Origin of the sequence: Actinocorallia herbida, assembly GCF_003751225.1 — a bacterium.
GTDB lineage: Bacteria > Actinomycetota > Actinomycetes > Streptosporangiales > Streptosporangiaceae > Actinocorallia > Actinocorallia herbida.
The window spans coordinates 2,088,648-2,101,371 of the sequence record NZ_RJKE01000001.1 but is presented as its reverse complement, the minus strand read 5'-3'; the positions used below and the strand labels follow the sequence as shown (position 1 = coordinate 2,101,371).

Annotated in this window: 11 protein-coding genes; 7 read left to right on the top strand and 4 right to left on the bottom strand. The window is 72.9% G+C overall.

Annotated features, from left to right (window positions below; genetic code table 11):
- Positions 1–226: 226 nt before the first annotated feature.
- The 3 genes from EDD29_RS09870 to EDD29_RS09860 form a co-directional block, all read right to left on the bottom strand.
- Entirely contained in the window at positions 227–937 is a 711-nt protein-coding gene (locus EDD29_RS09870) for a QsdR family transcriptional regulator (RefSeq protein WP_170201339.1), read from the bottom strand.
- A 64-nt stretch (positions 938–1,001) separates the two neighbouring features.
- Complete coding sequence (locus EDD29_RS09865) at positions 1,002–2,096, bottom strand: CaiB/BaiF CoA transferase family protein (RefSeq protein WP_123664102.1); 1,095 nt, start codon at positions 2,094–2,096, stop codon at positions 1,002–1,004.
- An 11-nt stretch (positions 2,097–2,107) separates the two neighbouring features.
- Complete coding sequence (locus EDD29_RS09860) at positions 2,108–2,683, bottom strand: TetR/AcrR family transcriptional regulator (protein WP_123664101.1); 576 nt, start codon at positions 2,681–2,683, stop codon at positions 2,108–2,110.
- 94 nt (positions 2,684–2,777) lie between these two features.
- Here EDD29_RS09860 and EDD29_RS09855 point away from each other — a divergent pair, with 94 nt between their 5' ends.
- Positions 2,778–3,920: an acyl-CoA dehydrogenase family protein gene (locus tag EDD29_RS09855; RefSeq protein ID WP_123664100.1), complete on the top strand. Its 1,143-nt coding sequence runs from the start codon at positions 2,778–2,780 to the stop codon at positions 3,918–3,920.
- 6 nt (positions 3,921–3,926) lie between these two features.
- On the opposite strand, the gene EDD29_RS09850 is transcribed toward EDD29_RS09855, so the two are convergent.
- Entirely contained in the window at positions 3,927–4,511 is a 585-nt protein-coding gene (locus tag EDD29_RS09850) for a TetR/AcrR family transcriptional regulator (protein WP_148085915.1), read from the bottom strand.
- A gap of 108 nt (positions 4,512–4,619) precedes the next feature.
- Between EDD29_RS09850 and EDD29_RS09845 the strand changes: the two genes are divergently transcribed.
- The 6 genes from EDD29_RS09845 to EDD29_RS09820 all read left to right on the top strand — a co-directional run bounded on the left by EDD29_RS09845 (position 4,620) and on the right by EDD29_RS09820 (position 12,515).
- Positions 4,620–5,834 (top strand): cytochrome P450, encoded by a 1,215-nt coding sequence (locus EDD29_RS09845; RefSeq protein WP_123664098.1) that lies wholly within the window; start codon positions 4,620–4,622, stop codon positions 5,832–5,834.
- 152 nt (positions 5,835–5,986) lie between these two features.
- Entirely contained in the window at positions 5,987–8,890 is a 2,904-nt protein-coding gene (locus EDD29_RS09840) for an aminotransferase (protein WP_123664097.1), read from the top strand.
- A 227-nt stretch (positions 8,891–9,117) separates the two neighbouring features.
- A complete protein-coding gene (locus EDD29_RS09835) occupies positions 9,118–9,900 on the top strand; it encodes an ABC transporter ATP-binding protein (RefSeq protein WP_246052660.1) in 783 nt (260 codons plus the stop codon).
- A gap of 5 nt (positions 9,901–9,905) precedes the next feature.
- Positions 9,906–10,775, top strand: coding sequence for an ABC transporter permease (locus EDD29_RS09830; protein ID WP_211359621.1), 870 nt, complete (start codon positions 9,906–9,908; stop codon positions 10,773–10,775).
- Positions 10,776–10,819: 44 nt separating this feature from the next.
- Positions 10,820–11,815: an isopenicillin N synthase family dioxygenase gene (locus EDD29_RS09825; protein WP_246052658.1), complete on the top strand. Its 996-nt coding sequence runs from the start codon at positions 10,820–10,822 to the stop codon at positions 11,813–11,815.
- A gap of 34 nt (positions 11,816–11,849) precedes the next feature.
- Positions 11,850–12,515 carry a GntR family transcriptional regulator gene (locus tag EDD29_RS09820; RefSeq protein ID WP_246052656.1) on the top strand — a complete coding sequence of 222 codons (666 nt, stop codon included), beginning with the start codon at positions 11,850–11,852 and terminating at the stop codon, positions 12,513–12,515.
- Positions 12,516–12,724 lie beyond the last annotated feature (209 nt).

The window sequence follows — 12,724 nt, the reverse complement described above, 5'->3', positions numbered from 1 at the left end:
GGGTCAAGGCTGTCCGCGGGCGACATCGGTTCTCGTGACCTCGGGTGGTGCGCCAACACCGCGCGAGGCCGCTTCCCTCACCGCTTCGCGCTCGGCGCGTCGCGTGGTGCGAGGGTGACTCGAGGAGGCCGTGCTCCTCGACGGACCCGCCTCAAGGGGCGGGTGTGCTCTTCCGGGACGGGCCGGGCGGCCGCGTCACCGGTGCGTCACGAAGATCCTGGCGTCGTCACTGCTCCTCCGGCGGGGTCGTCGTGCTCGGCGGCGCCGAAGGAACGGCGCCGAGGATCGCGGCGACGGCGGCGGTCGCCTTGGTGGCGTCCGGCTCCTCGCCGATGATGAGGTCGGCGTAGATGAACATCTCGCCGAGCCGCGTCATCAGGTAGGCGGTGTCGTCGGCGGGCAGCGGGAGCACGATGCCGGACACCTGCTGCTCGACCTCCAGGAGGCCGTGGAACAGGGCGGTCACCCGCGCGTGCTGGACGCCGGCCCGGGTGGACAGCAGCCGCAGCGCGCGTTCACGTTCCCGGTCCAGGTAGGCCCGGAAGTACTCGGCGTCCATGACGGCCTGGGTGAAGAAGTGGAAGATCCGCAGGATCCGGTCGGTGCCGGTGCCGGTGGCCGCGTCGATCGCCTGCCGCCAGTTGGCGTAGCAGAGCGACCAGATGACCTCCGACAGCAGCTGGTCCCGGTTGCCGACCCAGCGGAACAGCGTCGCGCGGTCCACCCCGAGAGCGCCGGCGAGCACCCCCATGTCGACCCGCTCACCGGCCAGGAAGGTGCGGCGCGCCAGCCGGAACGCGTCGAGCGGTCCGCTGCGCGCCGGGCTCTCGCCGTACAGATGCGGCGAGAGCTTGGTGGCCAGGGTCCGGCCGGTGTCGACGACGACGCCGGCGGCGAGCCTGTGCCAGTCCGGATCGACGGCGGGGGGCGGGGTCATGCCTGCAATACTATGCCGTACATCACACCAATGCAATACTTTGGAAAGTGTTGCAAGTGTTCGCTCAGGCGTCCCAGTCGGCCAGGACGGCGGCCGTGTCCGCGCCCTGGACGGGCGGCGCGGCGGGCGTGCCGGGGGCCGTCCGGGAGAAGCGCGGCGCGGGCGCGGGCTGGCGCACCCCGCCGATCCGCACGAACGCCTCGCGCGCCGTGAGATGCGGGTGCTCGGGTGCCTCCGCCCAGTCCAGGACGGGCGTCACACAGGCGTCGGTGTCGGCGAAGACCTTCGCCCAGTGGTCGCGCGGCGCGGCCGCGAACGCCGCGGTGAAGCGCTCGCGGAGCAGCGGCCACGCGGACCTGTCGTTCTGGTCGGGCAGCTCCGCCGAATCGAGGCCGAGCCCCGCGAGCAGCGCCCGGTAGAACTGCGGCTCGATCGCGCCGACGGCGACATACCGCCCGTCCGCGCACTCGTACGTGTCGTAGAAGGGCGCCGCGCCGTCGAGCAGGTTCGCGCCGCGCTCCGGCGACCAGGTGCCCTGGCCGAGCATCGCCCACATCATCTGGGCGAGCACGCCCGCGCCGTCGACCATCGCGGCGTCCACGACCTGGCCCGCGCCGGACCGCTCGCGCTCCCACAGCGCCGACAGCAGGCCGACGAGCAGGAACATCGAGCCTCCGCCGAAGTCGCCGACGAGGTTGAGCGGCGGGACGGGCCGCTCCCCCGCGCGTCCGATCGCGTGCAGCGCGCCGGTGAGGCTGAGGTAGTTGATGTCGTGGCCCGCGCGCTGGGCCAGCGGACCGTCCTGGCCCCAGCCCGTCATCCGGCCGTAGACGAGCCGCGGGTTGACCGCGCGGCAGTCCTCCGGGCCGATCCCGAGCCGCTCGGCGACGCCGGGCCGGAAGCCCTCGACCAGCACGTCGGCGCGGGCGACCAGGCGCAGCACGAGGGCGCGCCCTTCCGCGGTCTTGAGGTCGGCGGCGACCGAGCGGCGGCCGCGCAGCAGGTGGTCGGGGCCGCCGCCGGTGAGGTCGAGCGTGCCCTGGGGGCGCTCGACCCGGACGACGTCGGCGCCGAGGTCGGCGAGGATCATCGCCGCGTGCGGGCCGGGGCCGATCCCGGCGAGTTCGACGACGCGCAGGCCCGTCAGGGGACCGGTCATGTCCGCGCTCCTCATGAAGGGGTGGGGGTGGGGGCGCCCGTCTGGGCGACGAGCAGGGTGGCGAGGGCCGCGTACGCGGCGGAGTCGTCGAGACCGGTGTTCGCCTTGATCTCGCCGCGGTGGATGGCCTCCATGACCAGGCCCGCGACGGCGCCGGCGAAGGCCGCGTCCTGCCCGGGGGCCGCGTCCAGCACGAGCCGCCGGACGCGTTCCGCGGCGAAGCCGGTGTTGCGGCGGTAGATCTCGCGGGCCGGGGCGAAGGCCGTCAGATCGGCGAAGAAGGCGGGCGAGGCGGCCGACAGCTCGGTGGAGATCGCGCGGAGGTAGGTCTCGATGCGCAGGCGCGGGTCGGCCTCCTCGGCGAGACGCGCCTCGACGCGGTCGGTGGCGCGCCGGAAGAAGGCGCGCACGACCGCGGTGATGATCTGCTCCTTGCTCTCGGCGACCGCGTACAGGGTCGTCTTGGAGCAGCGCAGGAGCTTGGCGAGGTCGGCGACGCCCAGGTCGGCGAAGCCGCGCTCCAGGAACAGCTCGATGAGCCGGTCCACGAGCTCCGCGCGCTTGCGCGTCCTGGCCTGGGTCTCCATGGGCTGGACCGTACCAGCCGAAGGGTGATCAGTACCAGTTGGGATCCCTTGGTACTCAGGGTGGTACCGTCCGAGCAGCGAAAGGAGCCGCCCGATGCCCGCCGAACGCCTGCTGCCCTCCCCCGAGGCCGAGGACCTGATCAGCCTGACCCGCGAGCTGTGCGAGAAGGAACTGCTGCCCCGCGTCGTCGAGGCCGAGCGCGACGAGGTCTTCCCGCGCGAGGTCTTCCGCACCCTCGGCCGCGCCGGGCTGCTGTCGCTGCCCTACCCCGAGGAGGTCGGCGGCGGCGCCCAGCCCTACGAGATCTACCTCCAGGTGCTCGAGGAGATCGGCGCCGCGTGGGCGAGCGTGGGCGTCGGCGTGAGCGTGCACGTGCTCTCCTGCTTCCCGATCTTCGCCTTCGGCAGCGACGCCCAGCGCGCGCGCTGGCTGCCGGAGATGCTTTCGGGTGAGCTGCTCGGCGCGTACTGCCTGTCGGAGGCGCACGCCGGATCCGATCCCGCCGCCATGCGGTCCCGCGCCGTCCGCGACGGCGACGACTACGTGCTGAACGGCGCGAAGGCCTGGACGACCCACGGCGGCCACGCCGACTTCTACACCGTCATGGCCCGCACCGGTGACGACGGCGGCCGCGGCATCTCCTGCTTCCACGTGCCCGCGGACACCCCCGGCCTGGCGTTCGACCGGCCCGAGGAGAAGATGGGCCTGACGGGCTCGGCCACGGTGACCGTCCGGCTGGAGGACGTGCGCGTCCCGGCCGACCACCTCGTCGGCGCCGAAGGCCAGGGCCTGGCCATCGCGCTCGCCGCCCTCGACGCCGGACGGCTCGGCATCGCCGCGGTCGCGACCGGCCTCTCCCAGGCCGCGCTGGACCACGCGGTCGCCTACGCCAAGCAGCGCGAGGCGTTCGGCAAGGCGATCATCGACCACCAGGGCCTCGGCTTCCTGCTCGCCGACATGGCCGCCGCGACCGAGACGGCCCGGGCCGCCTACCTGTCGGCCGCCCGGTTCAAGGACGCGGGCCGCCCCTACGGCAGGCAGGCCTCGATCGCCAAGCTCACCGCGACGGACAACGCGATGAAGGTGACGACCGACGCCGTCCAGGTCCTCGGGGGCGCGGGCTACACCCGGGACTTCCCCGTCGAGCGGTTCATGCGCGAGGCCAAGATCACCCAGATCTTCGAGGGCACCAACCAGATCCAGCGGCTGGTCATCTCCCGGCACCTGGCCCGTTAGGGCGCGTCAGAGGCCGAGGCCGCGCAGCGCGATCCGGACGATGCCCCGGGTGGCGGCCTCGGCGTCGCCGCGCGGCTGGAGCAGATGGCTCACCATGAGCCGGATGAGCGCGTCGCAGGTCTCGGTGACGTCGCCGGGGTCGAGGTGCGGGGCCAGCCTCCTGATGGGCGCGGCCAGCACCTCGGCCGCCTCGGCGACCAGCGCCCCGCCGTCGGTGGTGACGAACGGGAGCAGGCTGTCCCCGCGCTGCTCGGCGAGGATCGCGACGAGCATCCGGTGCGACGCGCCGTGCTCGAACCCGAACCGGACGGCCGCCTCGATGAGCGCGGGAACGTCCTGGAGCGCGGCGATCTGCTCCGTGAAACCGTCGATGAAGCGGCCCGCCTCGCGCAGCACGAGCGCCTGGCCGACGTCCTCCTTGGCGGCGAACTCCTTGTACAGGGTCTGCCTGCTCACCCCGACGGCCTGGGCGATCGCGGTCATCCGCACCGACGCCCAGCCCGCCCGGACGATCATCGCGTAGGCGGCGTCCATCGCGTCCTCGCGGACCTGGCGGCGCACCCGGAGCCGGAAATCGGCTGGTTCCTCCACGCCCGCACCCTAACAGTGCGACAGATATGCCGTACCTGTTCGTAGTCTTGACGGATTTCAGAAAAGTGTCACTCTCGGAGGGCCTGCCCCTTTCGACCGGGAGACGCCATGACCGTCCAAGCCGTCAGCTCCGCGCCCGCCGAACAGCTCTTCTACGAGGCGATGCTCACCCCGTCCGCGGACATCTACGGCGCCTACCGGCGCCTGCGCGAAGCCGCGCCCGCCCTGCTCACCGCCGACGGCACCCTCGTGCTGAGCGGCTTCGACGGCTGCTCGGCCGCGCTGCGCCACCGCGCGCTGGGCAAGGGAGACGAACTGCTCGGCATGCAGTTCAGCAATGTCGCGGGCGACGTGCGCGACCTCATCACCTCGACCATCGGGTCGAGCATGCTGTTCGCCAACCCTCCCGAGCACACCCGGCTGCGCCGCCTGGTGAGCGACCAGTTCACGCCCCGGCACGTCACGGAGCTCGCCGGGATCGTCACGCGCAGGACCGACGCGCTGCTCGACCGGCTCGCCGAGGCCGGGACCGCCGACTTCGTCGCCGCGTTCGCCTTCGTGCTGCCACTGGAGGTCATCGCGGACCTGCTGGGCGTGCCGCAGGAGGACCGCGAGGACTTCCTCCCGCTCATGCGCAGCATGTCGCGGTTCACCGACCCCGAGGTCTCCCCGGACGAGCTCGCCGGGTTCGCCGACGCCAGCCGCATCATGATCGGCTACTTCCTCGATCTGCTCGCCCGCAAGCGCCGCGAACCCGGCGACGACCTGCTCACCCGCCTCGTCGCGCACGACGGCCTCACCGAGGCCGAGATGGCCTCGACGGCGCTGCTGCTGTTCGGCGCGGGCTTCGAGACCACCACGAACCTCCTCGGCAGCGGCCTCGCCGCGCTGCTCGCCGACCCCGCCCTCATGGCCGCACTGCGCGCCGACCCGGACCTGATCCCCGGCGCCGTCGAGGAGTTCCTGCGCCACGAGCCGCCGATCCAGATCGACGCGAGGACCGTCCTGGAACCCGTCACCCTGCTCGGCGCCGACCTCCTTCCGGGCCAGACCGTCATCACGATCCTCGCCGCCGCCAACCGCGACCCCTCGCGCTTCGCCGATCCCGACGTCTACGACTTCACCCGCGCCCCCAACGACCACCTGTCCTTCGCCGCGGGCACCCACTTCTGCCTGGGCGCCCACCTGACCCGGCTCGAAGCCCGCATCGCCTTCACCCGCCTCCTGGACCGCTTCCCCTCGATCACCCCCGCGGCCCCGCCCGTCCGCCGGACCGGCATCGCCCTGCGCGGTTGGGCGGGCCTTCCCGTCACCGTCGGCTGACGCGCGGCCTCCGCACGCCCAACGGGCCGGGGCCGGTGACGGGCTCTGGGGCGACCCGGCTTCGGGCCGGCCCGTCGGGGCTTTCCGGGTGCCGCCCGGAACGACACAATGGGCCGGGCTGTTTCCGGTGGTCAGGACCCTTGGGGGCGTTCATGGGCGGTTCGGTGGGGTTCGACTTCTTTCGGGATGAGATCGGGGCCGCGCCCGTCATCGGGGAGGGCGAGGCCGCGGATGTCGCGCGGCGGGTGTTCGCGGTCGCGGGCACGGCCCGCGCGATCGGGAGCCAGCAGGACACGAACTTCTTCCTGGACGGGCAGGGCGGCCCCCTCGCCGTGCTGAAGTTCGCGCATCCGGTGTTCGGCGCGGAGGAGGTCGCAGCGCAGGACGCGGCCGCCGACGCGCTCGCGGAGGCGGCGCCGGGCCTGCGGATCGCGACGGTGCTGCGCGGAGCCGGCGGTGAACGGCTCGCCGCCCGGGTGGCGACCTCGGGCGGGCTCCGGGTGGCCCGCCTTCTCCGGTTCCTTCCGGGCGGGAACCTTGGCGGGTCGGCCTACCTGCCGCCTCGGACGGTCGCCGCGCTCGGGAGGGTGGCGGGGAGGGCGAGCGCCGCCTTGCGGGACTTCACGCACCCCGGCCTCGACCGCGTCCTGCAATGGGACCCTCGGCACGCGGACAGGGCCTTGCCCGCGCTCGCCGCGGAGGTGCCGTCCTCCCCGCTCAGAGACGCCGCGCTGGCGGCGGCCGAAGAGGCCTGGGAAAGGCTGGCCGCCGTCTCGGGTGACCTGCCTTTGCAGGCCGTGCATCTCGACATCACCGACGACAACACCGTGTGCGACGCCGCGGGGCTGCCCGACGGGGTCATCGACTTCGGCGACCTCGCCCTGACCTGGGGCGTCGCGGAACTCGCGTCGACCGTCGCGTCCGTGCTGCACCACGCCTCGGCCGAACCGCACACGGTGCTCCCCGCCGTCCGGGCCTTCCACTCCGCGCGGCCGCTGTCGGCGGCGGAGGCCGAGGCGCTGTGGCCGCTCGTCGTGCTGCGCGGGGCGGTCCTGGTGCTGAGCGGGGCGTGGCAGTCCGTCATCGACGCGGGCAACGCCTACGCGATGGACGCGCTCGACGACGACCGGCGGATCTTCGAACGCGCCCTCGCGGTGCCCGCCGCGGTCATGTCCGGGGTCGTGCGGGACGCGCTCGGCCTGCCCGCCGCGCCGTTCGCCGTGCCCGGCACCGTGCCGCTGCTGGCCGGGCCGTTCGCGCGGCTCGACCTCTCCCCCGACGCCGACGCGCTGGACGAGGGCGCGTGGCTGCGGCCGGGGATCGAGGCGGAACTCGCGGCGGAGTCCCTCGCCGCGTCGCCCGGGGGCGTCGCCACCCACCACGCGCGGCCCCGGCTGACCGCCGCTCGGGTGCTCTCCGACCGCTCCCCCGCGACGGTCCCCACCGGGATGGACGTGTGGCCCGGCCGGGACGCCGAGGCCGTCGCGCCCTTCCCGGGCCGCCTTTCGCACACGGATGAGGGGTTCGTCTTGCGCGATGCCCTCACCGAACTCGTCGTGACCTGCGACGACGCCGTACAGGTCGCCGAAGAAGGCGAGGTGAAGGCCGGGGATGCCCTTCTCACCGTACGCGCGGGCGTACGCCTGCACGCCGCACTGCGCAGGGCGGGGTCCCCGAAGCCGCCGAAGCTGGTCCGCCCGGAGTACGCGCAAGGATGGCTCGCCCTCACCGCCGACCCTTCTCCCCTCTTCGGGCTCTCCCCCTCCGCGCCCGTCGACGACCCCACCCTCCTGGCCCGCAGGCAGGCCGCCCTCGCCGACGTCCAGGAGCACTACTACGACGAGCCGCCCAGGATCGAGCGCGGCTGGCGGCACCACCTCGTCGCCGACGACGGCCGCGTGTACCTCGACATGGTGAACAACGTCGCCGTCGCCGGGCACGCCCATCCCGGGATCGAGCGGGCCGCGTCCCGGCAGCTCAGGCGGCTGAACACCAACTCGCGGTTCCACTACGCGTCCGTCGTGGAGTACGCCGAGCGCCTCGCCGCGCTGCTGCCGGAGCCCCTGGACACCGTCTTCCTGGTCAACTCCGGCTCCGAAGCCGCCGACCTCGCTCTGCGGCTCGCCTTCGCCGCGACGGGACGGCACGACGTCGTCGCCGTACGGGAGGCGTACCACGGCTGGACGTACGCCTCCGATGCCGTCTCGACGTCCATCGCCGACAACCCCGACGCCCTGGCCACCCGCCCGCCCTGGGTGCACACCGTGGACGCGCCCAACCCGTACCGCGGCAGGCACCGCGACGGCGAGGCGTACCGGTACGGCCCGGAGGCGGCCGCCTTCATCGACGCGCTGGCCGCCGAAGGCCGTCCGCCCGCGGCGTTCATCGCCGAGCCCTTCTACGGCAACGCCGGGGGCGTCCCCCTTCCTGACGGATACCTCGCCGAGGTCTACGCCGCGGTAAGGCGGCACGGAGGACTCGCGATCGCCGACGAGGTCCAGGTCGGGTACGGAAGGCTCGGCGCCTGGTTCTGGGGGTTCGAGCAGCAGGAGGTCGTGCCCGACGTCGTCACCGTGGCCAAGGCCGCCGGGAACGGGCACCCGCTGGGCGCGGTGGTCACCACGCGGGAGATCGCCGAGAGGTACCGCACCCAGGGGTACTTCTTCTCTTCGACGGGCGGGAGCCCCGTCTCCAGCGTCATCGGCACGGCCGTCCTGGACGTCATCGCGGGCGAACGCCTCCAGCAGAACGCGGCGGAGGTCGGCGGCCTCCTCATCCGGGGCATGCGCGACCTCGCCGCGCGGCACCCGGCCATCGGCGCCGTGCACGGCTCGGGCCTCTATCTGGGCCTCGAACTCGTCGAGGACCGGGCCACCCGGGAGCCCGCGACCCGCCTGACCGCCGCGCTCTGCGACCATCTGCGCGACCTCGGCGTCATCATGCAGCCCACCGGTGACCACCTGAACATCCTCAAGATCAAGCCGCCGCTCTGCCTCGACGCCGACGGCGCCGCGTTCTTCCTCGCCGCCGCCGACCGGGCCCTCGGCGCCACCTGACCTCAGGATTACATTCAATCTTCGGCACCACACCGACTCATTCCGGAGATCTGCCCGACGCATCCCGCGGCATGCCTTCTCCCGAACTTCCGTACGTCTTCCCAGCTCATCTGCATGCGCTTCCGTACGAAACATGATGTTTACGGCGGAGACCTTCCCCAGGTCTACATGTAATCCAGACTGAGCTCACCGAGCCCGGGAGATGTACCGGAAGGAGCTGGTTCGCGGTGAGGTCACTGATCGACACGATGCACGGCGTGGACGCCGCACATCTGCTGCACGGGCAGCAGATCTCGGCGGACCGCGTGAGCATGCGGTACGCCACGGGGACCACCGCCCTGGAGGACGTCAGCCTGAGCGTCGCGCGCGGCGAGTTCGTCGCGATCGTCGGGCCGTCGGGCTGCGGCAAGTCGACGCTGCTGCGGCTCGCCGCGGGGCTGGAGCAGCCGACCGAGGGATCGGTCGCGCTCGCCACCGAGTCCGTCGCGTTCATCTTCCAGGATCCGACGCTGCTGCCGTGGCGGACCGTCCGGCGCAACGTCGAACTGCTCACCCAGCTCGCCGGGCTGCCCAAGGAGGAGCGGGCCCGGCGCGTCGACGCCGCGGTCGAGGCGGTCGGGCTGTCCGGGTTCGCCGGGCAGCTCCCCAAGGCGCTGTCGGGCGGCATGCGGATGCGCGTCTCCCTGGCCCGCGCGCTCGCCCTGGAGCCCGAGGTGATGCTGCTCGACGAGCCGTTCGGCGCCCTCGACGAGATGACACGCGACGAGATGCAGAACCAGCTCCTCGACCTGCATCGCAGGGAGGAGTTCACCGCCATGCTCGTCACCCACTCGGTGTCGGAGGCCGTGTACCTCGCCGACCGGGTCGTCGTCATGTCGGCGCGGCCCGGCCGCATCCGCGGCGTCGTCGAGGTCGGCCTGCCCCGTGACCGGGACGCCGACATCAGGTTCGACCAGCGGTTCACCGACCGCGTCGCCGAGGTCGCGGCGCTGCTGCACGGAAAGGGATGAGCGAGATGGCGAGCACCACCACGACCCGCAAGGCCGCGCCGACCGCGGCCCCCGCAGCCAGGTCCGCGCCTTCCCCCGCCGAGCGCTCGCGCAGGAGCGGCCTCGGCCGCGCGCTGGTACCGGTCCTCTCCGTGCTGCTGGGCTTCGCCGCCTGGTACGCCGTCAGCTACCTGCTGCTCGCGCCGGACCGCAGGTTCCTCCTGCCGCCGCCGCACGAGGTGCTGACCGAGTCGCTGCTGAACCCCGACCGGCTCCGGCCGATGCTGGAGGCCCTCGCCGTCACCGCCCGGCACACCGCGCTCGGCCTGTGCGCCTCGACCTTCATCGGCGTCGTCGCGGGCATCCTCATGAGCCGGTCCCGCGTCGTCGAGCAGGTCGTGTTCCCCTACGCGGTGATGCTCCAGGTGATCCCGGTGCTGGCCCTCGTGCCGCTCATCGGCATCTGGTTCGGCTACGGCTCGTTCTCCCGGACGATCGTGTGCACGATCATCTCCCTGTTCCCGATCATCACCAACACCCACTTCGGGATGCGGTCGATCGACCGCAGCCTGCACGAGATGTTCACCCTCGGCCGCGCCTCGGGACCGCGCCGCCTCCTCAGCCTGGAACTGCCCGCCGCGCTCCCCTCGATCCTGACGGGACTGCGCATCGCGTCCGGCCAGGCGGTCGTCGGCGCGATCATCGGCGACATGTTCTTCGCCCAGGGCGAGGCGGGCATCGGCACGCTGCTCGCCTCGTTCCAGGCGCAGCTGCGCTCGAACGACATGGTCGCGGCCATCTTCCTCGCGTCCCTCTTCGGCGTCACCGTCTTCGGGCTGTTCGCGCTCATCACGCGGCTGGCCGTCGGGCGGTGGCACACCTCGGGCTCGCGCTGACGCGCAGGCCCCAAGACCCGGCAGATCCCAGGAAAGCAGGAGCATTGACCACCGACTACTCCCTCGCCGAACTCAACAAGGAAGCCCGGATGGGCGGGATGGGCGTGGAGACGACCGACCGGGCCATCCCCGTCATCGACCTCACCGACTTCGCCGCCCGCAAGGCCGAGATCACCGAGCGGCTGTGGCGGGCCGCGACCGAGATCGGCTTCTTCCAGCTCACCGGGCACGGCATCGAGCCCGAGCTGGTCGACCGGGCGTTCGCCGAGGCCGAGCGGTTCTTCGCGCTGCCCGAGGAGGTCAAGGCCGGGGTCCCGCTGGTCAAGGCGTTCAACGCGGGCTGGGAGTCGCAGTCGCAGGTCAGGCCGTCGATCGGCACCCCGGACCGCAAGGAGTCGTACCAGATCACCCGGCCGCACATGGCCGACCTGTGGCCCGGCGAGGAGGCCCTGCCCGGTTTCGCCGAGTTCGCGCTGCGCTTCGAGGCGCGCTGCTGGGAGGTGGCGATGCGGGTGCTGTCCTGCTTCGCCGACCGGCTCGGCTTCGACACCGACTTCTTCGCCCGCGCGCACGACCCGTCGAGCGAGCACTACGCCTCGACGCTGCGGATGATCCACTACTTCGCCCTGCCGGAGGACTACCGGCCGGACCCGCGCGTGTGGCGGGCGGGCGCGCACACCGACTTCGACTGCCTCACCCTGCTCTTCCAGCGCGACGGCCAGGGCGGCCTCCAGGTCTGCCCCGGGCGCGACGCCGAAGCCGAGGAGTGGACGCCGGTGGCCCCGTCGTCCGACGCGATCACCTGCAACATCGGCGACATGCTCATGCGCTGGAGCGACGACCAGCTCGTCTCCAACTTCCACCGGGTGCGCATGCCCGTCGAAGGCGAGTACGCGGGGCCGCGCTACAGCATCCCGTTCTTCGCCCAGGCGAACCGGGACGTCCTGATCGAGAGCCCCGCCCGCAAGTACGAGCCGATCACCGCGGCCGAGTACCTGAGGCGGCGGGTCACCGCGAACTACGATGAGCCCAAGGCCTGAGGGACGGCCGGGCGGCCCGGGTCTGGAGGTAGCAGTGGTCAGTAGCGACAGCGGCGAACTGCTGGTCGACACCGTCTACGGCCGGCTGGCCGAGCGGATCTTCTCCGGCGAGCTGCCGCCGGGCGCGCCCCTCAGCGTCCCGGCGCTCGCGGTGGAGCTGAACGTCAGCCGCAGCCCCGTCCGCGAGTCCGTCCAGCGGCTCATCTACGACGGGATCGCGGTGCACACCCCCTACGCGGGGGCGAAGGTCGCGGCGATCGACGAGGAGTCCATCTTCGACGTGATGCGGGTCCGGGAGGTGCTCGACGGCCTCGCCGCGCTAGAGGCCACCGTCAAGATCGACGCACCGGGCCTGCGCGTGCTCGCCGAGATCGTCGAACGCCAGCGGGAGCTGCTGGAACGCGCCCCGGACCCGGCCGCCGAGGCGGCCCTCGACCTGGAGTTCCACACCGCGATCCGCGCCGCCTCCGGCAACGCCGCGCTCCGCGACGCGCTCCACCGCCTGGACGCCCGCGCGCACCTCTACCGCTCGGGCATGTGGTCGATCCAGCGCAACCGCGAGCACGCCCTCGCCGAGCACCGCGCCATCCTCGCCGCCCTCGACGCGGGCGACTCCCTCGCCGCCCAGACCACCGCCACAGCCCACGTCGCGGCCCTCACCGTCCGCATGAAGCGCTGGCTGGCCACCACCCGTCCCTGACCCGTGAGGCGACCACCGCCCCTCCGCGGCGGTCGCCTCGGACCGGGAACCGAGCCCCACGCGCCTTCGCGGGAGTCCGGCCCAGCGGCTCCTGACCGACCGCCCACGCGGCGGGGCCCTGCGACGGCGGCCACACGCGACGGCCGCACCCGCACCGGGCGGCGCCCAGGCGACCGCGTCAGGCCGCCACGCGCGGCGGCCGCACCGGC